The organism is Amycolatopsis roodepoortensis (assembly GCF_024628825.1).
GTDB lineage: Bacteria > Actinomycetota > Actinomycetes > Mycobacteriales > Pseudonocardiaceae > Amycolatopsis > Amycolatopsis roodepoortensis.
The window spans coordinates 7944253-7970833 of record NZ_CP102415.1; the positions used below are offsets into that span (position 1 = coordinate 7944253).

The following is a 26581-nucleotide window of genomic DNA, read 5'->3' on the forward strand; positions in this document are numbered from 1 at the left end:
AACGTCGGAGGGAGTCGCCGTTCCCCGGCCGAAGGAGCCCGAATTGTGAGGCTCGACCCCATGCGGCACGCCGCCTCGACCACCCTTCGTAACTTGGTGGCCGACCTTGCTCGGCGCCCCTGAGTAAGCTCCAAAGTGGACAGACCCATCAGGGCATGACCGAGCCACGAAGGCGCCTCCTGGGAGCCTTCGTCGAAGCTGCCGACCCGCTTTAGAAGGGTGGGGTGTCGTCCTCGGGTTGGGGTCGTGGGTCGTGGAGTGGTTCGGGGGTGGCGGTGTAGGTGTGGCCGGTGGGGGTGGTGATGGTCATGCCGCCGTTGCCGGTGGGTTGGGTGGTCCAGCCGGGTTCTTCTTTGAGGTGGTTGTGGATTTTGCAGGCGGCGTGGCAGTTGTGGTGGTCGGTGTTGCCGTGGCGGGCCCAGGTGGTGATGTGGTCGATCTCGGAGAACTCCGCCGGCCGGTGGCAGCCGGGGTGGGTGCATTCCCGATCGCGGGCTTTGATCAGCCGGGCCAGTGAGGCCGGCGACCGGTAAGTACCGGGACTGGCTTCCAGGAGTTGTCCGGTAAGCGGGTCGGTGATCAGCCGGGACCAGGTGGAGTCCGGGTCGGCGGCGATCTCGCGGGCGAGCCAGCCGGGAACGGGGCCGTAGCCCGCCAGCGTCGCGGGGTCTTCCCGGGCGCCGGTCAGGGTCAGCAAGTCGACATAGACATGGACATGCGCCCGCGGTGTCCCGTGCCCGTCCTCAGCTAGCAGCCGCTCGGCGAAAATATCCGCCCGATGCTGGTCAAGGGTGCGGGACTGATCGGTCTGGCGGCGTTTCTTCGCCGCCTGGCTCAGTGACGCGTAGATCGAACTCGCCACCTCGGCCGGCAGCCAGCCCGACAGTTTCGACATGGTCTCGTCCTCGTGCTCCAACGCCACATGCCGCAACGCACGCTTCTTCTCGGCGCGGTCCCGGTAACCGTCCGGGTCGAACTTCTGCACCGCGTGATCCACCGACTTCCGGATCGCCGCAGGGTCACGCCCGGCCAGACGGGTAGCCATCCAGGCGTCCACCTGTGCGGCGACCTCATCGGACACCTCCCGGGTCAGCTGGGACACCTTCGACGCCTTGAACAGATCGATCTCACCCCGCTCCAACGCCGCCAGCGTGTTCGGCAACCGTGCCACCAACGCACACGAGGTTTCGACCAACAAGAACGCCTGATTGCGGGAGACCGAGAAGGCTAACGCGACCTCCTCGGTCACCGATCTTCGCGAACCACCCACCCCGGCGAACCCCGCTATCGAACGCACCTGCCGCCCCTGCGCCCGACGCAACACAACCTCCTCGTCAAAAGCGGCATCCAGAAGACGAGCAGCTTTCGGATTAAAAGCAAAAGAAGTGGTCATAACCAAGATCATACTCGAACGTGCGTTCGGCTGCTACTGAATCCTCGGGAGCGTTGGCATAGAGTTCGTCCTGCGTTGCCAACGTGAGCGCGGGTTCAAAAAGCTTGGGGTAAAACGATTATTTCGCCACCTGGGATGTCGTGCCGCAGAGGGTTGCCGGGTAACTGGTGCGCTCTTGCAGGAGATCTTTAGGCAAATGTGCGAGTTTCTAGGGCGCGCCAGCGTTGGTTTCCTTAACCACAACAGAAGCAGAACTCACCCCACCATAGGAACAGCCTCCGAAACCTCCCGCACGAGTTCCTCGACCCCTCGCCCCCACCGCGAAACGATGACGAGATCCCGACTGGGGTCGACCCACAACAAGTGCTGATCGGCGTTACCACGCGCGGCCCGACCGGTCGACGGCGTGGACGGGAACGGGTTGAGCCACCAGAGATAGCCGTAGTCCGGCTTCAGCGGACAGGGCGTCCAACTGCGCTCGATCCAGCTTTCGCTGAGCAATCCGTTGCGGGGAAAGAGCAGCGCGAGATCGGCGGCGGAGATCCACAGCCCGCCTCCCCAATGGGCGCCACCGCTGACCACCGGGACGGTCTCGTCGCCGATGGTGGTCAGCGAGTTCCGGTAGCCGTGCCAGGACCACGTATCGGACGCGCCGAGCGGGCCGAGGACGTGTTCGTCCAGCACTGAAGGCAAGGAACGGCCGAAGAGGTGGGTGAGGGCAAGGCAAAGCAGGTTGACGCGAACGTCGTTGTACTCCCAGGCCGACCCCGGCGTACCGCCGCGGCGAGGGCCGTCCTGCCACGACGGTTTGCCCCAGAGGTACCCGTCCCATTCGCTGGTCTGCTGCAACAGGTGATGCCAGGTGACCGAGGTCCCGGCCAGTTCCGGCAGGTCGACAGTGTCCGCCACCGGCCGGTTCGGGTCGGGGAGCAGGCCCCGGTCGAACGCGACCCCGGCGACGATCGACACGACGCTCTTGGTGACGCTGAAGGCCATTTCCGGCGTCTCGGGGTCACCCCACGCGGCGATGCGCTCGCCGCGGTGAAGGATCACCCCGCTGGCTCCGGACGCCGGCAGCAGCGGCCCCAGCACCTCACGGTGCGAACGTTCCTTCACCTGGCTCGCCAGATACGCGCTCATGTCGCCGATCCCCGGCGTGACGCGCTCGGCCTGCGCCGCCGCGGCGGCGTGGACAGCGGGCAGATCCAGTGCCATGCCCCGAGATTAGTCCTCCACGGGCTTCGTCCAAGCCACCTGCACCAGCCCCGTCCCATGCCGCCGCGACACCAGCACACCGCGCCCGGCGGGCTGAGGCCCGGGCTTCACCTCCCCGAGCAGCGCCCCTTCGTCCCGCGACCCGGACATCACGAGGCCGGGGGAACCCAGCTCCCGGATCCGTTGCAGCACGGGCTCGAACAGGGATCGCCCGGCGCCGCCGCTGCCGCGCGCGATGACGAGGTGGAGTCCGATGTCCCGCGCCTGCGGCAGGAATTCCAGCAATGGCTGCAACGGATTGCGGCCCACGGTGGCGACCATTTCGTAGTCGTCGACGAGGACGAACAGTTCCGGCCCCCGCCACCAAGACCGGTTCCGCAGCTGATCCGGAGTGACGTCCGCGCCGGGCAGCCGGTTCCGCATGGCCTGCTGGCATTGGTCGATCAGCCCGGTCAGCACGGTTTCGGAACCCGCGTAGCCGAGCAGATGCGAATCCGGCACCGCGCCCAGCATCCCTCGCCGGTAATCGGCGACGACGATCGCGGCCTCTTCCGCCGAATACTTCGACACGATGCCCTGCGCGATCGCGCGCAGGAGCGAGCTCTTGCCCGACTCCACGTCGCCGAAGGCCAGGAAATGCGGTTCGGTGGCGAAGTCGAGGTACACCGGCCGCAGGTTCGATTCCGCGATACCGAGCGTGATCTGCTTGCGCGGCCCGGCTTCCAGCGAGTCCAGCGGGACCTCGGGAGGCAGCAGCCGGACCTGCGGCGCCGCCGAACCCTTCCAGGCCGCCGAAATCCGGCGGTTCAGGTCCAGCCCACCGGCGCCGATGGTGTCCGGGCGCTGGTCCGAGTCGATCCGCGGGAGCGCCGCGAGGAAGTGGAGCTTGTCCGCGGTCAGCCCCCGGCCCGGCCGGTCCGCGGGGACGTTCTGCGCGATCTTGCGGTCGATCAGCGAGTCCGCCGGTTCACCGAGCCGCAGTTCGAACTTGGTGCCGATGGCGTCGCGCAGCGTCGCCCGCATACCCATCCACTGGTTGATCGAGACGACGACGTGGATGCCGAAACCGAGCCCGCGCGAGGCAAGGCTGGTGATCTGTTCCTCCAGCTGCTCGTATTCCTGACGGATCGTGGTCCAGTTGTCCACGAACAGGAAGACGTCGCCGAACTCGCGGCCCTCCGTGCTCTCCCGGAACTCCGAACGCCGCTGGCGGAACGTCGTGATCGACTCGATCCCGTTGGCGGAGAAGAACTCCTCGCGCTGTTCGAGCAACGTCGTCAGTTCGGCCACCACACGGCGGCAGCGCTGGGCGTCGCGCCGGGTCGCGTAGCCGGACACGTGGGGCAGCCCGGCGATCGGCGCCAACGCACCACCGCCCATGTCCAGCACGAACAGCTGGACCTCTTCCGGCGTATGGGTGAGCGCGAGCATCGCGGCGATGTCACGCATCAGTGTGCTCTTGCCGCTCTGCGGCGCCCCGACGATCAGTGCGTGCCCGGCGGCACCCGAGAAATCGGCCCACAGCATGTCGCGCCGCTGTTCGAACGGCTTGTCCACCAGGGCGACCGGGATCATCAGCTTGCCGTTGCCGCCCCAGCCCAGCGGGCACAGGCCGCGCACGGGGTCTTCGCCGAGCGGCGGCAGCAGCTGGTCCAGGGTGGGCGGTTCGGCGAGCGGCGGAAGCCAGATCTGGTGCGCCTCCGGGCCTTTGCCCTCGATCCGCGAGATCATCGCGCCGATGATCGTCTCGCCGGTGCCCTTCTCGACCGGCTCCTCCGCTTCGACGGTCACCGGGATCTCCACCGGCGCCAGCGTGAACGGCATCAGCCCGAGACTCTGGCCGTCCTTGCGCACGATCTTGCTGCGCGGCGGCAGTTCCCCCGAGACGTACGCGGCCTTGAGCCGGATGAGGGTGTCGTTGTCGGACTTGAGATACGCCGAACCGGGCACGGGCGGCAGCTGGTAGGCGTCGGCGACACCGAGCACCGCGCGGCTCTCCGACGCGGAGAACGTCCGCAGGCCGATCCGGTACGACAGATGCGAATCCAGCCCGCGCAGCCGTCCTTCCTCCAGCCGCTGCGAGGCCAGAAGCAGGTGGATCCCGAGACTCCGGCCCAGCCGTCCGATCGCGACGAACAGGTCGATGAACTCCGGCCGCGAGGACAGCAGCTCGCTGAATTCGTCGATGATCACCAGCAGCGACGGCAACGGCCGCAGGTTGGCGCCCGATTCCCTGGCCTTTTCGTAATCCCGCACGGACGCGTAGTTCCCGGCCGCGTGCAGGAGTTCCTGACGCCGCAGCAGTTCGCCGTTCAGCGCGTCCGCCATGCGGTCGACGAGCGCGAGATCGTCGGACAGGTTGGTGATGACGGCGCAGGTGTGCGGCAGCCCGGTCATCCCGGCGAACGTCGCACCACCCTTGAAGTCGATCAGCGCGAGGTTCAGCTTCTCCGACGAATGGGTGACGGCGAGCGCGGTGACCAGCGTCCGCAACAACTCGCTCTTGCCGGATCCGGTCGCGCCGATGACCAGCCCGTGCGGCCCCATCCCGCCTTCGGCCGATTCCTTCAGGTCGAGTTCGACCGGCCTGCCCTCGGGGTTCACGCCCAGCGGGATGCGCAGCCGGTCCCGCGCGGATCGTGGTGCCCAGGTGACCTCGGTGTCGGTGTCGCGCGGATCGCCGATTCCCAGCAGCCCGGCCAGCCCGAACGTCGCCGACATCGGCGCCTCGCTGACCACCGCCGCGCCCTGGAACAGCGGCGTCAGCATCCGGGACAGCGCTTCGGCGGCCCCGCGGTCCAAGGTGTCCGGCTTGCCGAGGAAGCCGAGCCGTTGCTCCGTCCCGTCGCCGACGACCATCCCGAGCTGCTCGGGGCTCATGTGCAGGCTCAGCAGCCGTTCCGAGGAGACCGACCGCGGCTGCTCCATGCCGATCTCGATCACGGTGACACCGAGCTTGCCCTCTTCGGCGACGAGCCGCGTGTCGCCGTGGGTGTGCCCGCCGTCCACGATCACGACGATATGCGGCAGGTCCAGCCGCGCGTCCGGCCGCCGGGTGAACGCGGGCCGGTCGCCGAGGTCGGGGCCGAGGAGTTCGGCGAGCTTCCCGGCGCCGGAGTCGACCAGCCGCCGCGGACCGGCGGCGTCGGCGGCGGTGGAGGCGACGTGCGGCAGCCACTTCGCCCATTCCCAGTCGTGCAGCCGGTCGTCCTTGACGCACAACGCGATCCGCAGGTCGCCGGGCGCGTGGAAGGTGGCGAGCTGGGTCAGCAGCGCCCGCGCGGTCCCGAGCGTGTCCGGGCGGCGGCCGGAAAGGCTGACCTGCGCGAACGACCGCAGCGAGACCGCGACCGGGAGCCCGTCGACCGTCGAATACGTGCGGATGAAGTGCTTGAGGTTCGTCGAGCACACCGGGTCGAGGTCTTCCAGCGGGACGGTCTGCGGCGCCTTCAACGGAGTCGCCAGCCGCTGCGGCCCCGTCCCGATCCGCACCTGCCCGAACTGCGCGTCGGACCGCCGCCGATCCCACAGCCTGCCCGTCTCGACGTAGGCCCACAGATCCGCCGGGTCGGGCTGCAGCGCCGCCATCGCCGCGCGCTGGTTGTCCGCGATGTCCCGGACCTGGCCGCGCAACCCGGTCAGATACCGCTGGTAGTCCCGGCGTTCCTCGTTGATCTGCGCCTTCTTCTGCGCGCCGCCGCGGCCGAGCGACATCACCACCATGCCCACCATCGCGGTGAGGAACAACGCGCCGAAGATGTACGTCATCACGCCGCCGTCGCGTCCGATGTAGACGAACGACATGGCGCCCATGCCCAGCATCATCGGCATGAACATCAGCAGCTGCATGGCTCCGCCGGAGGAGCCCTTCGGCAGCATCGGCGGGGACTGCAGGACGATTTCACCGGGCTGCTCGCCCAGGGCCGGCAGGCGGTCGCGAGTGGCGCTCATCAGGGTCTTTCTGGCCGCTTGTGGGTAATCCTGCCGATCATTCTGGCCACTCGTGCCGCCCCTGCGGTGGGTACTTTTGCCGTCCGCTCGCGTCTGGTGGCGAACTTACGCTGCTGGTCAACGCAGACGTGGGGGAAGAGAGTAAGGAGAGCCATGGTCGGCACGGGCGAGTACCGGGCGGAGCCCGAGGCCATGCGCTCGGCGGTCGGGAACCTGGGCGGCATCATCATGCAGGGCATCAACGTCGTCGCCGACCTCGAACGCACCGTCCTCCAGCCGATGTCGTTCGCCACGTTCGGCAGCGCGGTGGCGGCGGCCAACACCGCCATGCAGAGCCAGCAGGTGGTCGCGGTCCGGACGCTCCTGCAGCTGCTGCAGCAGATCAACGGCTTCATCAAGAGCAGCGCCGACGCCTACCAGGCCGCCGACGAGGCGGTCGCGGGCGGATACGGCGGCCGTCCCGGTGGCGGCGCGGGTTCCACGTCGTCGTCGATCTGGGGCAACTCGCACGCCTCCGAACTGGCGACCCTGGCCATCAACGACAGCGCCGGCGGGCAGGGCGAGCCGTCGTCGGTCGGCAACGTGCTGCGCTACCTGGGGGACGCGCGGCTGGGACAGCTCGGCGACCACCCGATCACCGACACGCGGTTCCACGGCGTCTCGGACTTCAACGACTGGCTGGCCGGTGACGCCGACAACCAGGCGCGGGTCGGGGTCATCGAGGTCTACGCCGGTACGGCGCGCAACTTCGGCGACGTGCCGGGCGGGGTGCACAGCGGCGACGTCGTCGTGGTCGAACCGCTCCTGTTCTCCGACCGCGAGCCGATCATCGCCATCGCCGGAGAGGGCGGGCTGCTCTACAACCACGGAATCGTCGACGCGGACATCAACGGCCTGGCGAAGGTCAGCGTCTACCGCCCGGCTTCCGTCTGACTTCCGGCCTGAGGAGCGACCATGCTGACCTACCCCAATTCCAGCGCGATGGACGCCACGGCGTCCTCGGGCGGGCCGATCACGATCCTGCCGCAGATCCTCACCGGCCAGCCGGAGCAGATCGCGAAGCACGTCCTCGAAGTGCTCAAGAAGGCCAACGAGTTCCTCACCATGTACAACGAGGTGACGAAGGCGGCCGAGCAGCTGGGCAAGATCTGGTCCGGCGCCGCGTCGGACTCCGCGTTGAAGAAGATCACCGATTCCCTGAACTCGCTGACCAAGATCATCCAGGTCGTGCAGAAGGGCGCCGAGCTGCTCGGCATCGCCGGGACGCTGATCAAGACCGCGCAGACCGCGTACAAGGCGGTGGTCTCGGCGGTGAACCCGACGGTCGCGGGACTGATGTCGAATCCGTGGACCTACGGTGCCGCGGTCGCGCTTTCCACCGCCACCAGTGCTTCGCTGCGCGCGTTCATCACCGCGATCGGCGCGCTGCTGAAGGCGCTCGGCGTGGTCGACCTCGCCAACCAGATCACCCAGATCGCCACCATCATCGGCGAGGTCCAGAAACTGTTCGGGCACAACGACGCCGGGGACAACGGCGCGGCGGGCAACTCGGCGGTCTCGGGTACCCCGGTCACCAACCCGCAGGCGCCGGGTTCGGTCGCCAGCGGTTCGGGGCAGGCCGCCATCGGCGGTTCCGGTGGCGGTGGTTCCACGCCGGGCGAGACGCCGCCGTTCACCCAGTACCGGCCGCCGGCCTTGGGCGGCAACGGTTCCCAGGGCAACTGGCCCGGCGGTGCCGACGCGTGGATCCCGGTGGACAGACCCTCCGGTGGCGGCGCGGGTTCCGGTGGCTCATACCCCGGAGCGGGCGTGGGCAACGGCAACACGGTCACCATCACCACCGACCTGAGCACCGGCAAGTCCACCGTGCAGGCGCCGGGCGGTCAGGACATCGATATCGACATCGACATGAACTACGGCGGAAAGCACTTCGAGCAGCACATCGATATCGATGCGGGTGCTGACTCACCGGCGAAGGGCAGGTAGCCGTGTGGGGGAGCGGTGTGGTCGACGCTTCGGGCGTCGTCAGTTCGATCCTGTCGAACTACCGGCGGCTCGTGGTCGAGTACCAGCGGCGGGTCACCGGTGATCCTTCGGCGCTGACCGCGGCCGGCCAGCGGTGCGGCGACCGGGCGTCGACGGTTTCGGGCCGGGCGGACGAGATCGGCAAGGCGGCGAAGGCGCTCAACGCGTCTTGGGAGGGCGACGCCTACACGGCGTTCTCCATCTCCGCCGCGAAACTGAGTCAGGAACTCGGCGAGCTCGGCGCGAAACTGAGCGACCAGTCGAACCGGCTGCGGGCGGGCGCGCAGGCCCTGCAGGGCGCGAAGTCCTGTGTGGACTCGATCCTCGCCCAGTTCGACCAGTACGCCGCGCAGCTCGTCAGCCAAGCGCGGACGGCGAACGCGAACGCGGTCGACGCGTTCATCTCCGCCGCCCGGCAGCTCGGCGAACGCGCCGCGCAGGCGGCGCAGGAGATCGCCGACGAGCTGAGCGAAGAACTCGCGCGGCTGTTCCCGCCGGAGGGCACCGGCCGGATCGAGCACGAGCTCGGCAAATGGGGCCGCGGCCCGTTGTACTGGCTCAACGGCGAAGCGCTCGACGGACGCAAGCGCCCGCGCTCGCATCCTTCCTGGTTCGGCAACTCCGGTTGGAAGAAGCTCACCTGGGATGGTCTCGAAGGCACGCGCGCCCCGCGTGCCGGTGACACCCCGTTCGGCAGGCCGAAGCCGGAGAGCCTTGGCGAAAAGGCCTGGGGCAACACCGAGATCACCTATGCCAAGTGGAAGCAGGAACAGGACGGCTTCACCCCCGGGTGGGACGCCAAGATCTCCTCGCAGGGCTGGGACGTGAAGGCTTCCGGGCATGCGGAATTGGCCGCCTTCAAGGAAGAGCTCGAACGCAAGGGCGAGTGGGGCGTCGCTTCGGGCAGCGCCAAGGGAACCGCGTTCGTCGGCGGTGAGGTGAACGGTTCGCTGCAGGCGGGCGCGCACGGGGTCGGTGTGCACGCGAACGCCTTCGTCGGCGGCAAGATCGAAGGCGAACTCGCGGCGGACGTGGCCGGGGTGGGCGTCGGTGCGAGCGGAACCCTCCAATATGGACTCGGCGCGCAGCTCGACGGCCAGGCCGTCTACGACGCCGGGCATATCAAGGTCAACTTCAAGGCCGGTGTCGCGCTCGGCCTCGGCGCCGGGATCGGCGCGAAGATCGACATCGATCTGCCGAAGATCGCGGACACCGTCGGCGAGTACGGCGGCGCGGCCGTCGACGCGGTCAGCGGCGCGGCGGGCCAGGCGGCGGACGCCGTCGGCGAGGCGTGGGACGACGCGATCACCTACGTGGGCACGTGGTGACGGGGATGAGCGAAGCGATGACGCAGGACCGGGTCTCCCTCCCGCTCGGGTTCGACATCCCCGAGGGCTGGGTGCCGGTCGAGCCGGCGTCCGTCGGCGCCGAGGGCGCGGTCTTCGTGGCGGTGCGCTCCGGGACGCACGCGGAGTTCACCCCGAACATCACCCTGAGCATCGGCCAACGGCCCGACCAGGCGGAGATCACCGACATCGCCGACGAGGCCGTCGAGCGCCTCGGCCGGACCATGGCCGCGCTCGAAGTGGTGCGGCGCAAGGTGATCGGCACCGGGATCGCGCCGGGAGTGACGCAGGTGCTGCGCGTCCGCACCGGCGAAGGACAGGATCTCGTGCAGACGCAGGTGCTGCTGACCGTGCCGGGGGCGACCCCGGCCGAGCGGCTGATCCTCGAAATCGCCTGTACCGCAACGCCCGAGGCGGCCCGTGGCCTCGGCGACGACTTCCGGCGGTTCGTGGGCAGTGTCCACGTCCGGCGGGATTTCCCCGCAGATGAAGGAGAAGACTCGTGACCACCGACCCCTACGCCATGCCGGACATGGACGAGTTGCTGGACCAGGTCCGCAAGCAGACCGAAGAGGTGCAGCGCATCCAGCGTTCGGTCGAGGCGATGGAGGTCAAGGCGCACTCGCGGCAGAACGAGGTCACCGTCGTGCTGCGCGGTGACGGCCGGTTCACCTCGATCGACATCGACCCGCGCGCGGTGCGGCAGTACGACGCGCGCAACCTCTCGGAGATCGTGCTGGAGGCGGTCAACAACGGGCTGCAGAAACTGGCCGAGGCCAGCAGCGCCAAATTCGCCCCGGTCATCGAGTCCGCCAAGTCGATCGAAGCATGACGGCCGCGATCGCGGGTTCCACCCGGCGCGTCACGGTGGTGACACCGAGGGCGCGCGTCGACGTGGCGCTGCCGCAGCAGAGCACGTTCGCCGAACTCGTCCCGCAGCTCGTGCGGCTCGCGGGCGCTTCGGGGCAGGCGTCGGCCGAGCATCCCGGCTGGGTGCTGTCGCGGCTCGGCGGCGCTCCGCTCGCGCTCGGGCTCACGGTCGCCGCGGCGCAGGTGCGCGACGGCGAAGTCCTCCATCTGACCCCGCGGGAACGCCCGCGGGGTCCGCTGCTGTTCGACGACGTCGTCGACTCGATCGCCAGCGTCGCCGAGTCGGGCACCGGGCGGTGGGGGCCGTCGGTGGCGCGCAAGGCCGGCATCGTCGCGTCCGTGGTGCTGCTGCTCGCCGGTGGGCTGCTGGTGCAGGCCGCGGCGTCCGGCAGTGTGCTGGCGCCGATCGGGACCGGGCTGCTCGCGCTGGTGCTGGTGCTGGGCGGTGGCGCGCTGAGCCGCGCGTACGGCGACGCGGAGGCCGGTGCCGCCGGCGCGCTCGCCGGGGTCGGCGCGGCGCTGCTGGCGGGGATGTCGATCCTGCCGCCGCATCCGCTGTTCTCGCTGTCGGCCGGGCCGCTGGCCGCCGGGCTCGCGGTGGTGACCGTCTATGGCGTGATCGCGGCCGTTTCGGTGGCGGACCGGCTGCCGTGGTTCGTCGCGGTGACGGTGTCGGCCGGGCTCGGCGCGATCACCACCGCCATCGTCCTGCTGGCCGACGTCCGCCCGGTTTCGGCGGCTGCTGTGGTCGCGGTGGTGGCGACGGCGCTGGCCGCGGTCGCGCCGATGATGGCGCTGCGGCTCGGCAGGCTGCCGCTGCCGCGGGTGCCCGACGACATGGACGCGTTCCGTGCCGACGAGAACCCTTCGCTCGGCGAGGACATGGTCGGCGGTACGACGTACGCGCAGGCGTTGCTGACCGGGCTGCTCGTCGCGCTCGGGCTCGTCGTGGTTTCGGCGTCGGTGGTCCTGTCTTCGTCCGGCGGGGCTTGGGAAGCGGGCTTGAGCGCGTTGCTGGGTCTGGCGCTGATGTTGCGTTCGCGTGCCTTCGCCGGCCGTTCGCAGCGGGTGGTGCTCATCGGTTTCGGCGCGGCGGCCCTGGCGGCGGCCGGATTCTGGCTCGCCGCGAGCGGTCCGCGTTCGTTCGTCTTCGCCGCGGGATGCGCCGTCGTCGTCGCGGCGGGCGTCTGTCTCACCTACGCGACGCGTGTCGCGAAGGGACGTCGTTCTCCTTACTGGGCAAGGACTCTCGATATCGTCGAGTTCCTGGTGCTGCTCTCGCTGATCCCGTTCGTCGGCATGATCGCGGGCGTCTACGAGGCCGTGCGGGGCTGATCTCTCCGGCCGCATTCAGTTGACGGGTAAGGCTCCGCTGACGTTGCGAAAGCCACTTTCGCAACGTTGAAGGTTGCGAAAGTGGCTTTCGCAACCTTCAACGTTGCGCGACTGCCCACATTCAGAGGACGAAACGCGTCGCGCGCCCTTTCGGTTCACACGGCGTCGAATAGAGCGAGCCCGAGGCGGCGGTGATGTCGCGAAAGCCACTTTCGCGACGTCTGGTGTCCCGAAAGTGGCTTTCGCGACGTCCATGGCGTCCCCTCAGTTCTCCAGCGCCAGCGGCAGGGTCCGCCGGACCGCCGCCGCGTGCCGTCCGTGCAGCGGGGCGACCGCGATCCCGGCCGGCCGCACCGGTTCCGCTCCCGGCCGTCCGCCCACCCGGATCGTCACCTCGGACTTCTCGCGTCCGCCAGGCGACCGGTACAGCGTGTACGAAGTCGCGGTGAACGCCGAGCCGGGCACGTGAAAATCCAGCGTCCGCCCGAGATCCCGCTCCGACCGGGGCCGGTAGCAGACCTGCGACGCCCCGCCCCAAGCCCAGGAACGCCAGCCGTCCACCGGCGTGTCCTGGCCGCTGCCGAGCGCGACGCGCAGGTTCTCCGTCACCTCGCCCGCTTCGAGCACGGTGCTCTCGAACCCCGCTTCGGCGAGCGTGCCCATCAGGCGTAGCGCCGCGCAGGCGGTGCTCCGCAGCGCGCCGAGCTCTCCGCCGCCTCTGGCGAGCGCGGCGATGGGCGCGTCCTCGGGCCGGTACCGGACGGTGAGCCAGCGGACCCGCAGCAAGGACTGTCCATTGGGGACGGTCCAGGTCAGCAGTTGCGCGCTGGACAAAGGGATCCCGGTGCTCGTGTACGCCTCGCGCAGGATGCCGACGAGCTTGTCCGGCGACGGTGCCACGGTGCCGGGGGTGAGCCGCACGATGGCGCTCCACCCGTCGCTGACCTCGGCGACGCCGAACCGGTTGCCCGCGCGATCGACGTGCTGGCGCACCCGGACGGGACCGGCGAGCCGGTGCAGTGGATCGGGGACTTCGTTCTTGTCGCGGCGCTTCAGTCGATACCTGGCCCAGGTGAGCGCCCAGCCCGCGGCGTGGCGTCCGGCGAAGCGGACCGAAGTCGTCAGCACGAGGACGCCGGCGACGGCGACGATACTGATCCACACGGCCTGGGGGATCCCGTCGACGGTCAGGGCCAGCAGGATCGCGATCCCGGCGATCTCCCAGAGCGCCGCCTGCAGTGGGCGGATCGGCAGCAGCCAGGGCAGCGGCGCCGCCCCCGCGATCCCGCGCGCGGGCGCCTGTTCCGGGACCGGGCGGGCCGGGGCTTCAACCGACAAGGAATTCCCCTCCTCCGTGCACGCGCACGACGGTAGCCCCGCCCCGCGCGGGGGAGGGGCGTAAAAAATACCCTCACCGCGAACCTGGCCGGAACCTAACGTGAGCACCCTCGAACGGGTGGGCAAGAGCGGCGGGGGACGGGAGCGTGTGGACGCAGCGGGACCAGATCCAGGCCTACCAATTCCTCCGCAGGAGACTGGTTTCGGCACTGGTCTCGGCTGACGCCAACCACCCGGTCGCCCCGAGCCGCAGGCTCGTGATCGGGACCCTGTGCGGCCTCGGCGTCGCGTTGCTGGTCACCGCGGTGTTCGGCGTGATCGGCCTGCTGAACCCGTCCGGCGGCAAGGACTGGCTGGCGGGCGGCAAGGTGATCGTCGAAGAGGGCACCGGCGCGCGCTACATCCTCGGTCAGGACGGCGCGTTGCACCCCGTGCTCAACTACGCCTCCGCGCGGTTGATGGCGGGCGGCAACGGCGAGGCCACTGTGACCGTCCCTTCGGACAAGCTCGCGAAGGCGCCGCGTGGTTCGCAGATCGGCATTCCCGGCGCCCCCGACTCACTGCCCGCGGCGGCCGCGCTCGTGAAAACGCCGTGGACGAGCTGCTCGCGGACGACTCAGGACGCGCCCGCGTCGGCCGAACCGGAGACGACGGTGCTCCTCGGCGCGCCCGCGGCCGGGGTCGACCTGCCGAGGGACCAGGCCGTCGTGGTCCGTGTCCCCGACGGGGAGCGCTACCTCGTGACGGCGGGGCGCCGCTACAAGCTCACCCCGGAAGCCGCCACGGCGCTGCAGTTCGACACCTATCCGGTGATCGCGGTGTCCTCCCGGTGGATCGGTACCGTCGCCGCCGGACGCGATCTGGCCTACCGCGCGGTCGAGGACGCCGGACGTCCCGGCCCGAAGGTCGGCGGCACCGCGACGAAGGTCGGTTCGGTGCTCGGCGTCGTCGACGCGATGGCGTCGCCCAACGACGCGACGTCCTACTACCTCGTCCGCGCCGAAGGGCTCCAGCCGATCGGCCAGACCGAGGCGAGCCTGCTGATCAACACGCCGGAGAACGCGGACGCCTACAACGGTGTCCCGGCGCCCGTCGCGGTGCGCGCGGCCGACGTCGCCGCGGTGCCGAAGGTCGCCTCGGCGAGGACGGGCGGCGCCGATCCCGCCGAGTATCCGGACCGGATCCCGCGAAAAGCGCCCGTTACCGGACAGTCCGTGACGTTATGCGCACACGGTTCTCGAATCGTTATCTCCGCACAGGTCCCGTTGCCGCAAGGTGCGAAGGCGATCCCGGTGACGGCGCGCACGGACGCGCTCGTCGCCGACGCCGTCTTCGTGCCCCCGTCGGGAGGCGCGGTGGTGGCGGAATCCGGTTCCGGCACGGTCTACGTCGTCACCGACACGGGCCTGAAGTACCCGGTGGCGAGCACCGAGGCACTCGCTTCGCTCGGGTACGGCCAAGCCGAACGGCAACCGGTTCCGAATGGATTGCTGGCACTGGTTCCGCGCGGTCCCGCGCTGGACCCGGCGCAGGCAGGCCGCGCGGTGTCCGCGGCGGTGGGTGGGACGGGGTGATCGGGAACGTGCAGGTGACCGAAGACAGGCCGGAGACCGACCGGGTCGACGTCGCGGTGATCGAAGACCATCCGCTGTACCGGCACGCCGTGGTCCGGGTCCTCACCGAGGCCGAAGGGATCGAGCTGGGCGCCGTGGTCGATTCGGTCGCCCGGTTCCACGTCCATCCGCAGCCGCCCGGCAGCGTGGTGCTGCTCGACCTCGGCCTGCCGGGGATCGCCGGGGCGGCCGCCGTGCTCCAGGTGGCCGAACTGGGCCATCACGTGCTCGTGGTGTCCGCGCAGGCCGAACCCGAGCAGGTGCTCGGCGCGATCGCCGCCGGTGCCAAGGGATTCCTGTCCAAGGACGTCGACGTCGACGAGCTGCTGACCGCGATCAGGACGGTCGCGCGGGGCCGCGCCTACGTTTCCGCGGTGGTGGCCGGGATGATCATCAAGGACAACGCCGACCGTCCCGCGCCGGCTCCGGACGTCGCGCTCTCCGCGCGGGAGAAGCAGGTCCTGCGGCTGGTCGCGGCGGGCGAACGCGACGTCGACATCGCCCGCATCCTCGGCATCGGAGTTCGGACGGTCCGCGGTTATCTGGACCGGATCCGTGACAAACTCGGAGAGAGAAGGCGGGCCGGTCTGGTCCGCAAGGCCATCCAGCTCGGTCTCGCGTCTCCGCCGGAGGTGCCCGGCCCGGCTCGGCCGGTCGCGCCCCGCGCCGACGCGGGCGGATTCGAAGGACGCCGGTGAACGCAGACGAGCAGCAGCCGAAACGCACCACGCCGATCAACGTCGGGGTGATCGAAGATCATCCGCTGTACCGGGACGCCGTCGCGCGTGTCCTCACCGAAGCACCCGACATCGCGCTGGGCGCCGTCGCCGACTCCGTCGCGCGGTTCGCCGTCCAGGAACAGCCGCCCGGCAGCGTCGTCGTCCTCGACCTCAAGCTGAGAGGTGTCCAGGACGCCGCCGCCGTACTCGAAGTGGGGCAGATGGGGCACAAGGTGCTCGTGGTGTCCGCGCACGCCGAGCAGCCCGAGGTACTGGGCGCCATGCAGGCCGGGGCGAAAGGCTTTCTCTCCAAGGACGTCGACGGCGACGAACTCCTGCGCGCCATCCGCACCATCGCCGAGGACAATGCGTACGTGTCGCCGACGCTGGCCGGGATGATCATCCAGGACAGCGAAGACCGCCACGCCGGGCCCAAGATCGTTCTGTCCGAACGGGAGAAGCAGGTCCTGCGGCTGGTCGCGGCGGGCGAACGCGACGTCGACGTGGCGGAGATCCTGAACATCAGCGTGCGGACCGTGCGGTCCTATCTCGACCGGATCCGGGACAAGACCGGGGAGCGGCGGCGAGCCGGCTTCGTGCGCGTCGCGATCCGCGAGGGCCTGCTGCGGTAAGTCTTCGACTGGCAAGGCCGCGAGGTCTTCTTGCCCACCTTCAGGTGGTGAAGGGGCGTTTCACTTCCCTGCGGGAAGGGAAGCCGGCCTTCGTGCGGCCGAGGTGTTCCCTAGGCCGAAGCGTGTGTCGCGAAAGCCACTTTCGCGACGTCTGATGTCTCGAAAGTGGCTTTCGCGACACCTCCGCGGCCACACTGCCGGCTTCGGCCGTCAGAAACGGGGCCCCGAGAAGTTCACCCGCAGCGTGTACACCGAACTGGACGCGGTGATGAACAGATCGTTCCGCCGCGGCCCGCCGAACGTCAGGTTCGAGCAGACCTCCGGCACGCGCAGTTTCCCGATCCGCGTGCCGTCGGGCGCGAAGCAGTGCAGGCCGTCGTGCGCGGCGGCCCAGACCCGGCCCGCGGCGTCCACGCGCACGCCGTCGAAACCGCCGGCGTCGCAGGTCGCGAACACCTCGCCACCCGACAACACGGACCCGTCCACCGAGAAAACCCTGATGTGGCTGGGTTTCTGCCGCGTGTCCGCGATGTAGAGCAGCGACTCGTCGAGCGAGAACGCCAGCCCGTTCGGGCGCGAGAAATCGTCCGCGACGATCCGTACGGAACCGTCCGGATCGACCCGGTAGACGTGGCAGGCGCCGATCTCGCTTTCCGCCTGGTGGCCCTCGTAGTCGCTGTCGATGCCGTAACTCGGGTCGGTGAACCAGATCGCGCCGTCGGAGGACTCGACGACGTCGTTGGGGCTGTTGAACCTCTTGCCCTGATAGGTGTCCGCGAGGACGGTGGTCGTGCCGTCGTGTTCGGTGCGCGTCACCCGGCGGCCGCCCTGTTCGCAGCTGACGAGCCTGCCCTGGCGGTCGACGGTGTGCCCGTTGTGGAATCCGGCGGGCTCGCGGAACACGCCGACCGCACCGGTGGTCTCGTCCCAGCGCAGGACCCGGTCGTTCGGGATGTCGCTGAACACCAGGTACCGGCCTGCCGGGAAGTAGGCGGGCCCCTCGGTCCACCGGCAGCCGGTGTGGATCCGCTGCATCCACTCGTCCCCGTTGACGCGGGCGAACCGTTCGTCGAGGACTTCGAAATGCGCCTTGACCATGTCCATGGAAACCCCAGTGCTCTGAATGACATATTGCGATCATCATGAACCGCTGAACTTGATATGGTCAACCCATGGATGACGTGGATCGCATGCTGCTCACCGCGTTGCAGCAGGACGCGACTCAGGCGTACGCCGCGCTCGGCAAGGCGGTCGGCCTGTCCGCGGGCGCCGCGCACGAGCGGGTCCGCAAATTGCGCGAACAGGGCGTCATCCGGCGCACGACCGTGGACGTCGATCCGGCGGCCGTCGGCCGGGGAGTGATGGCGTACGTGCTGGTCGAAGCGGGCTCGTGGATGGGCGACGCGCCGACCAAGGCCGCGCTGGAGGCGCTGCCGGAGGTCGTCGAGGCGCACATCATCGCGGGCCCGGCCTCGCTCCTGGTGAAGGTGCGCACGCCGACCACCGAGGAGCTGCAGGCGTCACTGCGCAGGCTGTACGCCATCGAAGGCGTCACCGGGACGCAGACGATCGTGGTGCTCGAATCCTTCTTCGAGCGGTCTGTAGACGCTAGAGGCGACGGTTCGCCAGCACCCCCGTCGCCGCCCGCGCCTTCCCGCTGACCGCGGGATCCACGTCGACGACCACCAGCTCCGGCCCGGCGCCCAGCTGGGTGTGGACGCGGCCGAAACCGTCGGAGACCGTGGAGTAGCCGATCCCGGTGGGAGCCTTCGGGTTCACCGGGGTCGAGGTCGTGGCCGGATCGGCCTGCCCGCAGCCCAGCACCCAGCAGCCGGAGTCGAGCGCGCGGGCGCGCACCAGCACCTCCCACTGCTCGCGTTTGCCCTCGCCCGCGCCCCAGGACGTCGGCACGAGGACGATGTCGGCGCCGTCGTCGGCCAGCTTCCGGAACAGCTCGGGGAAGCGGATGTCGTAGCAGGTCGCGACGCCGAACGTGGTCCCGTCGACCTCGAAGGTGGCGGGCGCGGCGCCGGGCGCGACCGTGTCGGACTCGGCGAACCCGAAGGCGTCGTACAGATGGATCTTGTCGTAGCCGAGGTGATGCCCCGCGCCGGTGACGAGCAGGGTGTTGCTCACGCGCCCGTCGGGTGACGGCGTGAACATGCCCGCGACGACCACGACGCCGTGCTCTTCGGCGAGCCCGGCCACAGTGGACGCCCACGGTCCGTCCAAGGGTTGCGCGACGGGCCCGAGCGGGATCCCGAAGCGCGCCATCGCCGCCTCCGGGAACACGACGATCCGGGCGCCTTCGCCCGCCGCGGCCGTCACGCCCTCGCGAATCAGCTTCAGGTTCGTCTCGGGATCCTCGGCGGCCGTGAGCTGGCACAACCCGATTCGCGGCACGGAGGCCTCCCTCATCGTGGGATCGCTGGTCACCACCCCAGTGTGCCTGCTCGGGGCGATCCGGCCACCTCGTACCCTTGACCCATGCTGAACCGTACCGACCTGCGTGGACAGGTCCCGTCCGTTGCCGAGCTCAGGCGCACGCTCCCACGTGCCGAGTACGACGTGGACGCGGCGCTGCATCACGTACGGCCGGTGGTCGAGGCGGTCCGCGATCGCGGTGTCGAGGCGGTTCTCGAGTACACCGAGAAGTTCGACAAGGTCCGCCCCGGCGGCGTCCGCGTGGCCGCCGCGGAGCTCACCAGCGCGCTCGCGGACCTCGATCCGGCCGTCCGCGAGGCGCTGGAGGAGTCGATCGCCCGCGCCCGCAAGGTCCACGGCGACCAGCGCCGTCAGGACGTCACGACCGAGGTCGTCGACGGCGGCACCGTCACCGAGCGCTGGATCCCGGTAGAGCGCGTCGGGCTGTACGCGCCGGGCGGGCTCGCGGTCTACCCCTCGACCGTGGTGATGAACGTCGTCCCGGCGCAGATCGCCGGCGTCGGCACGCTCGTGCTGTGCTCGCCGCCGCAGGCCGCGTTCGGCGGGCTCCCGCACCCGACGATCCTGGCCGCCGCCGAACTGCTCGGCGTCGACGAGGTCTGGGCCGTCGGCGGGGCGCAGGCCGTCGCACTGCTCGCGTACGGCGGCACCGACACCGACGGCGCGACGCTGGAGCCGGTCGACGTCGTCACCGGGCCCGGCAACATCTACCTCACCGCGGCCAAGCGGCTGCTGCGCGGCATCATCGGTATCGACTCCGAGGCCGGCCCGACCGAGATCGCGATCCTGGCCGACGAGACCGCCGACCCGGTGCACGTCGCCGCCGACCTGATCAGCCAGGCCGAGCACGACCCGCTCGCCGCGAGCGTGCTGGTCACCACGTCCGAGGAGCTCGCGGACGCCGTCGACAAGGAGCTGACCGGTCGCGTCGCCGCGACCAAGCACTCCGAGCGGGTGACGGAAGCCTTGGGCGGCAAGCAGTCCGGCATCATCCTGGTGTCCACTGTGGACGAAGGGATCCGCGTCGTGGACGCGTACGCCGCGGAACACCTGGAGATCCAGACCGCGGACGCGCCGGCGGTGGCGGCCCGCGTGCGCAACGCCGGCGCGATCTTCGTCGGTGCGTACGCGCCGGTCTCGCTCGGCGACTACTGCGCGGGGTCGAACCACGTCCTGCCCACCGGCGGGTTCGCGCGGCACTCGTCGGGGCTTTCGGTGCAGAGCTTCCTCAAGGGCGTGCACGTCGTCGACTACAGCCAGGACGCGCTGCGCGAGATCGCCGGCCGCGTCGTCGCGCTGGCGAACGCCGAAGACCTGCCCGCGCACGGCGAGGCCATCACGGCGCGGTTCGAAGGGGAGCGCGCATGAGCATCGGCGAGGAGATCACGCTCGGCGCGCTCCCGCTGCGGGACGACCTACGGGGCAAGACCCCGTACGGTGCGCCGCAGCTGGACGTGCCGATCCGGCTCAACACCAACGAAAACCCGTACCCGCCGCCGGACGCGCTGGTTGCCGACGTCGCCGAGGCCGTCCGCGCCGAAGCCGCTTCGCTGCACCGCTATCCGGATCGCGACGCCGTCGCGCTGCGCCAGGACCTCGCGGACTACCTCGCGGTGTCCACCGGCGTGCTCGTGTCGGAGTCGAACGTCTGGGCCGCCAACGGGTCCAACGAGATCCTGCAGCAGATCCTGCAGGCCTTCGGCGGTCCCGGCCGCTCGGCGCTGGGTTTCGAGCCGTCGTACTCGATGCACCCGATCATCTCGGCGGGCACCCGCACCGACTGGCTGCCGGTGCCGCGCCGCGACGATTTCACGCTCGACACCGAGAAGGCGGCCGCGCTGGTGCGCGAACGCCGTCCGGACATCGTGTTCGTGACCAGCCCGAACAACCCGACCGGCGGGTCGATCCCGTTCGGTGAGCTGCGCGGGCTGCTCGAAGCGGCGCCGGGCATCGTGGTGGTCGACGAGGCGTACGCGGAGTTCTCGTCGCAGCCGAGCGCCGTCGAGCTTCTCGAGGAGTACCCGGCGAAGCTGATCGTGTCGCGCACGATGAGCAAGGCGTTCGCCTTCGCGGGCGGGCGCCTCGGGTATCTCGCGGCCGCGCCCGCGATCGTCGACGCGTTGCAGCTGGTGCGGCTGCCGTATCACCTCTCGAAGCTCACGCAGGCCGCCGCGCGCGCCGCGCTGCGGCACGCGGACGCCACCCTCGCCTCGGTCGCCAAACTCGCGGCCGAACGCGACCGCGTGGTGGAATCGTTGCTGGGCTTGGGATTCACGCCGGTCCCGAGTGACGCGAACTTCGTCCTCTTCGGACGGTTCGCGGACGCGCCCGCGACCTGGAAGTCCTATTTGGACAACGGCGTGCTGATCAGGGACGTCGGCATCGAAGGACACCTGCGGGTGACCATCGGGACGCCGGAAGAGAACGACGCCTTTCTCGAGGCCAGCAAGGAGGTGCCGCGATGAGTCGCGTCGGCAAGGTGGATCGCACCACCAGGGAATCGTCCATTTCGGTCCAGCTCGACCTGGACGGCACGGGGCAGGTGGAGATCGACACCGGTGTCCCGTTCTACGACCACATGCTCACCGCGTTCGGCGTGCACGGCTCGCTCGACCTCAAGGTGCAGGCGACCGGTGACGTGCACATCGACGCGCACCACACCGTCGAGGACACCGCGATCGTGCTCGGCCAGGCGCTGCGGCAGGCGCTCGGCGACAAGAGCGGCATCCGCCGGTTCGGCGACGCGTGGATCCCGATGGACGAGACCCTCGCGCACGCCGCGATCGACGTCTCCGGGCGCCCGTACTGCGTGCACCTCGGCGAGCCGGAGCAGTTCAACAGCTTCACCATCGGCGGGAACTACCCGTTCGTGCTGACGCGGCACGTGTTCGACTCGCTGTCGTTCCACGCGCAGATCGCGCTGCACGTACGGGTGCTGCACGGCCGCGACCCGCACCACATCGCGGAGGCCGAGTACAAGGCCGTCGCGCGTGCGCTGCGCGCCGCCACCGAGCCGGACCCGCGGGCGGGCGGCATCCCGTCGACGAAGGGCGTCCTCTAACCCGCGCATTTCGTCCTCTGGATGCGGTAGTCGCACCCGCGAGGACCGCATCCAGAGGACTAAACGCGGTAGGTGTTGAGGAGCACACCGGACGGGGTGCTCGTGGTGCCGGCGAACTTCAAGGAGCAGGCAGGCGTCCCTTCGGCGAAGAAACGCTTGCCCGTGCCTAAAAGGAGTGGGTAGACGGCCAGCACGACTTCGTCCGCGAGCCCGTTTTCGAGCAGCGCGGACGTCAGCGTGGAGCTTCCCGAGAGGACGAGGTCCGGGCCGTCCTGCGCCTTGACGCGGCGAACGCCTTCGACGAGGTCCGGGCCGATTCCCTCGAACGGGCCCCATTTCAGGCTTTCCGGCCGGTGGGTGACGACGAACTTCGTCGCCGCCTTGAGCCGGTCCGCGAACGGGTCGCTCGGCGCGTCCGGCCAGTACTCCGACCAGAGGTCGTAGGTGCGGCGGCCGAGCAGCAGGTCGAAGTTTTCGGTGTGCGCGGCCAGGAGGGCTTCCCGGCCGGCGGGGGTCCGGTACGGCATGTTCCAGCCGCTGTACGGGAAGCCGTTCTCGTCTTCGGAATGCTGGATCACGCCGTCGAGCGAGATGTGCTCGATGATCTTGAGTCTTCTCATCACGCCTCCAGCAGTGCGTCGAGTTGGGGCATCGCGGCCCGGAATCCCTCTTCCATCCCGGGGATCGTCTTCTCCATGGCTTCGACACTGGAAAACCGCGTCACGTGGATCATCCGTGACCCCGTGGGCGTCGCCTCGAAGGTGAAGGTCATCGAGGTGGGCATGTTTGCGTCGTTGTCGTCGCCGTCTTCCGCCTCGAACGAGTCGATGGGGTTCACCTCGGTGAACTTCCAGGAGTTGGGCCACCTCTCCCCGTTGGGCCCGGACAGGTAGTACTCGGCGCGGCCGCCCGCCCGGAAATCGTGATGGGTGAACGTGGCGGGCGCGAACGGTGGTCCCCAGAAGCGCTCCAGTTGCCTTGGATCCTCCCAAGCCGCCCAAAGCCGCTTTCGCGGAACGGGAAAGTCCGCCACGACGGTGAGACTGAGCTTTTCGGGCTCCTTGGTGACAGAGGTGATCGGCATCGTCATTCCCCTTCTCGCAGGACATCGTCGAGCTGCGCCACACGCTGGCGCCAAAGGACTTCGTAGGAGTCGAGCAGCTCGGTGGCGCGCTGGAGCCGCTCGCGGTCGGTCGAGACCAGCTGTTCGCGGCCGTTGGCACGTTTCCGGACCAGCCCCGCGCGCTGGAGCACGGCGACGTGTTTCTGCACGGCGGCGAAGCTCATCTCGTAATGCGCGGCGAGATCGGAGACCGACGGCGTTTCCGTGATGGCCCGCGCCAGGATGTCGCGGCGCGTGCCATCGGCCAAGGCGCGAAAAAGCCGGTTGAGCGATTCCTCGCTTTCCTCCCGAAGTACAACCATGTGGTTGTACGTTAGCCGGGTCCGGTCGCGAGGGCAAGGCCCGGGCCCGGCGCGGTCCCGGCCGTGGGCGTGTGGCAGGGTGGCGGTCGTGAGTAACACGACCATCGCTGTGCTGCTGTTCGCGCTCGGCGGCTTCCTGATCGGCGGCGTCTACGCGACCTGGAAGAGCGTCAAGTTCATGGCCGTCGTGCTGGGGATCGGTGCGGTGCTGGCGATCGGCGGGGCCATCGCCTGGCTGGCCTGACCGCCGCCCGGTAAATCGGCTGCGCGCCGTGACGGCGGTGGGCATGCTGTCCAGCATGTCCGGAAGCCCGCGCTCGGTCGCCGAAGTCGTCCGGCTCCAGCGATCGGGGAGCCGCGTCGAATTCCTGTTCTTCTGGGGTCATCAGCCGCGGCGTGACGGCACGATCGGTCCGGAATGCTTCAGCCAGTGGTGGCCCGCCCGGTTCACCGCCGGCGGCGAATCCTTCCCGACGGCGGAGCACTACATGATGTGGCGCAAAGCCGTCCTGTTCGACGACGCCGAGAGCGCGGCGCGGATCCTCGCCGCCCGGCATCCGCGTCAGGCCAAGGAGCTGGGCCGCGAAGTGCGGGGATTCGAGCAGAGCCGGTGGGAAGACGCGCGCTCCGCCATCGTCCTAGAGGGGACGATCGCGAAGTTCGGACAGCATCCGGAACTGCGCGATTTCCTGCTCGGTACCAGGAATCGGGTGCTGGTCGAGGCCAGTCCGCTGGACGCGATCTGGGGGATCGGCCTCGCCGCCGACCACCCGGACGCCGAGAACGCGGAACGCTGGCGCGGCCTGAACCTGCTCGGCTTCGCGCTGGGAGAGGCTCGCGCGGCGCTCGCCTGAGTACGTGAAGGCCCCCTTCACTGCGCTAGACGCAATGAAGGGGGCCTTCACGTACTCAGGCGAGGGGGTCCAAGCGGCGCGTCGCGAAAGCCACTTTCGCGACGTTTGATGTCTCGAAAGTGGCTTTCGCGACATGGGCGCACCGGGCCCAGGCCGCCTTCGTCTCCAGAACCTACTTCGAGGCGTCGACCAGCTCTCGCTCGTCCGGCGCGTCGAGCTGCTTCGCGAGCTTCTCGCCTTCGACGTCGACATCGGGCAGCACGCGGTCCAGCCACTTCGGCAGCCACCAGGCGCCGCGGCCGAGCAGCGACATCAGCGCCGGCACGAGGGTCATCCGGATCACGAAGGCGTCCACCAGCACCCCGAAGGCCAGCGCGAACCCGATCGACTGGATCAGTGCCGATTCCGCGAGGACGAACCCGGCGAACACGCTGATCATGATCAGCGCGGCGGCGACCACGACGCGGGAGCCGTGCCGGAAACCGGTGACCATCGCCTGCTGCGGGTCGGCGCCGTGGACGTACTCCTCCCGCATCCGCGTCACCAGGAACACCTGGTAGTCCATCGCGAGCCCGAACAGCACGCCGATCAGCAGGATCGGCAGCATGCTCATGATCGGTCCGGTCGTCTTCACGCCGAGCAGGTCGGTGAGCCAGCCCCACTGGAACACCGCCACCACGGCGCCGAACGTCGCGACCACGGAGCCGAGGAAGCCCAGCGTCGCCTTCAGCGGGACCACGATCGACCGGAACACCAGCATCAGCAGCAGGAACGCCAGCCCGACGATCAGCGCGAGATAGGGCAGCATCGCGTCGGCGAGTTTCTCCGAGACGTCGATGTTGGCCGCGGTCTGGCCGGTCACCGCCAGCGACGCGCCGGTGGCCGTGCCGAGGCCCGCGTTCAGGCCGCGGATGTCGCTGACCAGGTCTTCGGTCGCGGTGCTGCTCGGGCCGCTCTTCGGGATGACGGTCAGCAGCGCCAGGTCACCGGCCCGGTTGGTCTTCGGCGGCGTGACGATCGGGCGTTCGGGGAGGCCGCCGATGCCCGCGGCCGCCTGCTGGAGCGCGGCTTGGCGGTCGGCGCTGCCGCTCAGGTCGACGACGATCACCAGCGGTCCGTTCGCGCCTTCGCCGAAGCTGCGCGCGACGGTGTCGTAGGCCTTGCGCTGGGTGGTGTCCGGCGCGGCGGTGCTGTCGTTCGGCAGGCCGAGCTGCATGCTCGCGGCCGGGATGGCGACGATCGCGAGACCGGCGATCGCGGCGATCAGCACCGGGATCCGGCGGCGGGCCACGAAACGTGCCCAGCGCTCGCCGTGTGTCGTCGCGTTTTCCTTGCGGCGCAGGCGGATCTTGCCGCCCGCCAGTTTGCCGCCCGCGAACCCGAGCACGGCGGGCAGCAGGGTGAGCGCGATGACGACCGCGATGGCGACGGTGATCGCCGCGGCGATGCCCATCTCGCCGAGGAACGGGATGCCGACGACGGTCAGGCCGGCCAGCGCGATGATCACGGTCAGCCCGGCGAACACCACCGCGGAGCCCGCCGTGCCGGTGGCGCGTCCGGCGGCTTCCTCCGGATCCCGCCCGATCGTGAGTTCGTGCCGGTAGCGGGAAACGATGAAGAGCGCGTAGTCGATGCCGACGGCGAGGCCGATCATCAGCGCGAGCACCGGCGTGTTTGTGTTCAGTTCGAGGAAACCGGACGCCGTGGTGATCCCCGCCATGCCGATGCCGACGCCGATGAGCGCGGTCAGCAGCGGGATCCCGGCCGCGAGCAGCGAGCCGAAGGTGATGATCAGGACGACCGCGGCGACGGCGACACCGAGGCCTTCGGTGGCGTTCGTGGCGGGCATCGCCTGGACGGCGTCACCGCCGAATTCCACGGTGTACCCGGCGGCCCTGGCGGAATCCGCGGCGGCCATCAGGCCGTCGCGGTCGGCGTCGGTGAGCTCGAAGCCCGGAACGCGGTAGCTGACCTGCGCCAGCGCGACGTGCTTGTCGGGGGAGATGGCGTGCATCTGCAGCGGGTCGGCCACGCCTGCGACCTTCGGCGCGTCCTTGAGCCCGGTGACGAGACCCGTGATCGCCGCTCGTCCGGCCTCGTCGGTGATGTCTCCGGGCGTCGAGATGACGACGCGGGCGGTCGCGCCACCCGCGGCGGCTTCCGGGAAGCGGTCGGCGAGCTGGTCGATCGCCTTCTGCGATTCGGTACCGGGGATGGTCACCGAGTTCGAAAGCTGGCCGGACAGGGTCAGCGCGCCCGCGCCGAGGGCCACCAGGACGGCGGCCCACACCGCCGTCACCAGGACCCGGCGCCGGAACGAGAACCGGCCCAGGCGGTACAGGAAGCTGGCCACGAAAGT

The 26581-nt window shown here is 69.6% G+C and carries 25 protein-coding genes; 15 read left to right on the top strand and 10 right to left on the bottom strand.

The window, feature by feature from the left end; all coding sequences use genetic code 11:
- Positions 1–211 precede the first annotated feature (211 nt).
- The 3 genes from NQK81_RS38275 to eccCa form a co-directional block, all read right to left on the bottom strand.
- The gene (locus NQK81_RS38275; protein ID WP_371878926.1) at positions 212–1249 is read right to left on the bottom strand and encodes an HNH endonuclease signature motif containing protein; all 1038 of its coding nucleotides are present in this window, start codon (positions 1247–1249) and stop codon (positions 212–214) included.
- Between the two features lie 399 nt (positions 1250–1648).
- Positions 1649–2608 (bottom strand): serine hydrolase domain-containing protein, encoded by a 960-nt coding sequence (locus tag NQK81_RS38280; RefSeq protein WP_257485355.1) that lies wholly within the window; start codon positions 2606–2608, stop codon positions 1649–1651.
- A 9-nt stretch (positions 2609–2617) separates the two neighbouring features.
- Positions 2618–6559, bottom strand: a complete 3942-nt coding sequence (gene eccCa, locus NQK81_RS38285) for a type VII secretion protein EccCa (RefSeq protein WP_257485356.1) — start codon at positions 6557–6559, stop codon at positions 2618–2620.
- Between the two features lie 153 nt (positions 6560–6712).
- Between eccCa and NQK81_RS38290 the strand changes: the two genes are divergently transcribed.
- From NQK81_RS38290 to eccD, 6 genes are read left to right on the top strand one after another with little or no spacing between them, the layout of a single operon-like run.
- Positions 6713–7492 (top strand): WXG100 family type VII secretion target, encoded by a 780-nt coding sequence (locus NQK81_RS38290; RefSeq protein ID WP_257485357.1) that lies wholly within the window; start codon positions 6713–6715, stop codon positions 7490–7492.
- A 21-nt stretch (positions 7493–7513) separates the two neighbouring features.
- Positions 7514–8545 carry a hypothetical protein gene (locus NQK81_RS38295; protein ID WP_257485358.1) on the top strand — a complete coding sequence of 344 codons (1032 nt, stop codon included), beginning with the start codon at positions 7514–7516 and terminating at the stop codon, positions 8543–8545.
- A gap of 17 nt (positions 8546–8562) precedes the next feature.
- On the top strand, positions 8563–9912 hold the full coding sequence (locus tag NQK81_RS38300; RefSeq protein ID WP_257485359.1) for a WXG100 family type VII secretion target: 1350 nt from the start codon (positions 8563–8565) through the stop codon (positions 9910–9912).
- 5 nt (positions 9913–9917) lie between these two features.
- Positions 9918–10436 carry a hypothetical protein gene (locus NQK81_RS38305; protein ID WP_257485360.1) on the top strand — a complete coding sequence of 173 codons (519 nt, stop codon included), beginning with the start codon at positions 9918–9920 and terminating at the stop codon, positions 10434–10436.
- Positions 10433–10762, top strand: coding sequence for a YbaB/EbfC family nucleoid-associated protein (locus tag NQK81_RS38310; protein WP_016336001.1), 330 nt, complete (start codon positions 10433–10435; stop codon positions 10760–10762). Before NQK81_RS38305 ends, NQK81_RS38310 begins: the two co-directional genes overlap by 4 nt.
- Positions 10759–12135: a type VII secretion integral membrane protein EccD gene (gene eccD, locus NQK81_RS38315; protein ID WP_257485361.1), complete on the top strand. Its 1377-nt coding sequence runs from the start codon at positions 10759–10761 to the stop codon at positions 12133–12135. Before NQK81_RS38310 ends, eccD begins: the two co-directional genes overlap by 4 nt.
- Before the next feature lie 264 nt (positions 12136–12399).
- On the opposite strand, the gene NQK81_RS38320 is transcribed toward eccD, so the two are convergent.
- Positions 12400–13473, bottom strand: coding sequence for a type VII secretion protein EccE (locus NQK81_RS38320; RefSeq protein ID WP_257485362.1), 1074 nt, complete (start codon positions 13471–13473; stop codon positions 12400–12402).
- Positions 13474–13619: 146 nt separating this feature from the next.
- Here NQK81_RS38320 and eccB point away from each other — a divergent pair, with 146 nt between their 5' ends.
- Genes eccB through NQK81_RS38335 form a run of 3 tightly spaced genes read left to right on the top strand, consistent with a single transcriptional unit; the run spans position 13620 to position 16437 of the window.
- Positions 13620–15047, top strand: a complete 1428-nt coding sequence (gene eccB / locus NQK81_RS38325; protein ID WP_257485363.1) for a type VII secretion protein EccB — start codon at positions 13620–13622, stop codon at positions 15045–15047.
- Positions 15044–15784, top strand: coding sequence for a response regulator (locus tag NQK81_RS38330; protein ID WP_371878830.1), 741 nt, complete (start codon positions 15044–15046; stop codon positions 15782–15784). Before eccB ends, NQK81_RS38330 begins: the two co-directional genes overlap by 4 nt.
- Complete coding sequence (locus tag NQK81_RS38335; RefSeq protein WP_034319368.1) at positions 15781–16437, top strand: response regulator; 657 nt, start codon at positions 15781–15783, stop codon at positions 16435–16437. Before NQK81_RS38330 ends, NQK81_RS38335 begins: the two co-directional genes overlap by 4 nt.
- 210 nt (positions 16438–16647) lie before the next feature.
- Here NQK81_RS38335 and NQK81_RS38340 read toward each other — a convergent pair whose 3' ends face one another.
- Positions 16648–17541, bottom strand: a complete 894-nt coding sequence (locus NQK81_RS38340; protein ID WP_257485364.1) for an SMP-30/gluconolactonase/LRE family protein — start codon at positions 17539–17541, stop codon at positions 16648–16650.
- A 68-nt stretch (positions 17542–17609) separates the two neighbouring features.
- Here NQK81_RS38340 and NQK81_RS38345 point away from each other — a divergent pair, with 68 nt between their 5' ends.
- Entirely contained in the window at positions 17610–18098 is a 489-nt protein-coding gene (locus tag NQK81_RS38345) for an Lrp/AsnC family transcriptional regulator (protein ID WP_257485365.1), read from the top strand.
- Here NQK81_RS38345 and NQK81_RS38350 read toward each other — a convergent pair.
- Positions 18046–18840 carry a carbon-nitrogen hydrolase family protein gene (locus NQK81_RS38350; protein WP_257489929.1) on the bottom strand — a complete coding sequence of 265 codons (795 nt, stop codon included), beginning with the start codon at positions 18838–18840 and terminating at the stop codon, positions 18046–18048. The genes NQK81_RS38345 and NQK81_RS38350 overlap by 53 nt on opposite strands.
- An 84-nt stretch (positions 18841–18924) precedes the next feature.
- Between NQK81_RS38350 and hisD the strand changes: the two genes are divergently transcribed.
- From hisD to hisB, 3 genes are read left to right on the top strand one after another with little or no spacing between them, the layout of a single operon-like run.
- Complete coding sequence (hisD, locus tag NQK81_RS38355; protein ID WP_257485366.1) at positions 18925–20250, top strand: histidinol dehydrogenase; 1326 nt, start codon at positions 18925–18927, stop codon at positions 20248–20250.
- A complete protein-coding gene (locus NQK81_RS38360) occupies positions 20247–21347 on the top strand; it encodes a histidinol-phosphate transaminase (protein ID WP_257485367.1) in 1101 nt (366 codons plus the stop codon). Before hisD ends, NQK81_RS38360 begins: the two co-directional genes overlap by 4 nt.
- Positions 21344–21943, top strand: coding sequence for an imidazoleglycerol-phosphate dehydratase HisB (hisB, locus tag NQK81_RS38365; RefSeq protein ID WP_005155296.1), 600 nt, complete (start codon positions 21344–21346; stop codon positions 21941–21943). The genes NQK81_RS38360 and hisB overlap by 4 nt, the downstream gene beginning before the upstream one ends.
- A gap of 59 nt (positions 21944–22002) precedes the next feature.
- Here hisB and NQK81_RS38370 read toward each other — a convergent pair whose 3' ends face one another.
- From NQK81_RS38370 to NQK81_RS38380, 3 genes are read right to left on the bottom strand one after another with little or no spacing between them, the layout of a single operon-like run.
- Positions 22003–22563, bottom strand: a complete 561-nt coding sequence (locus NQK81_RS38370) for a dihydrofolate reductase family protein (protein ID WP_257485368.1) — start codon at positions 22561–22563, stop codon at positions 22003–22005.
- On the bottom strand, positions 22563–23027 hold the full coding sequence (locus NQK81_RS38375; RefSeq protein WP_257485369.1) for an SRPBCC family protein: 465 nt from the start codon (positions 23025–23027) through the stop codon (positions 22563–22565). The genes NQK81_RS38370 and NQK81_RS38375 overlap by 1 nt, the downstream gene beginning before the upstream one ends.
- A 2-nt stretch (positions 23028–23029) precedes the next feature.
- Positions 23030–23368, bottom strand: coding sequence for an ArsR/SmtB family transcription factor (locus tag NQK81_RS38380; protein WP_257485370.1), 339 nt, complete (start codon positions 23366–23368; stop codon positions 23030–23032).
- 88 nt (positions 23369–23456) lie between these two features.
- Between NQK81_RS38380 and NQK81_RS38385 the strand changes: the two genes are divergently transcribed.
- Together NQK81_RS38385 and ybiA are read left to right on the top strand one after the other, a co-directional pair.
- A complete protein-coding gene (locus NQK81_RS38385; RefSeq protein ID WP_167373564.1) occupies positions 23457–23612 on the top strand; it encodes a CG2302 family histidine operon protein in 156 nt (51 codons plus the stop codon).
- Positions 23613–23667: 55 nt separating this feature from the next.
- Complete coding sequence (ybiA, locus tag NQK81_RS38390) at positions 23668–24222, top strand: riboflavin biosynthesis intermediates N-glycosidase (protein ID WP_257485371.1); 555 nt, start codon at positions 23668–23670, stop codon at positions 24220–24222.
- Between the two features lie 172 nt (positions 24223–24394).
- Here the strand turns inward: ybiA and NQK81_RS38395 are convergent, their stop codons facing one another.
- Entirely contained in the window at positions 24395–26575 is a 2181-nt protein-coding gene (locus tag NQK81_RS38395; RefSeq protein WP_257485372.1) for an MMPL family transporter, read from the bottom strand.
- Positions 26576–26581 lie beyond the last annotated feature (6 nt).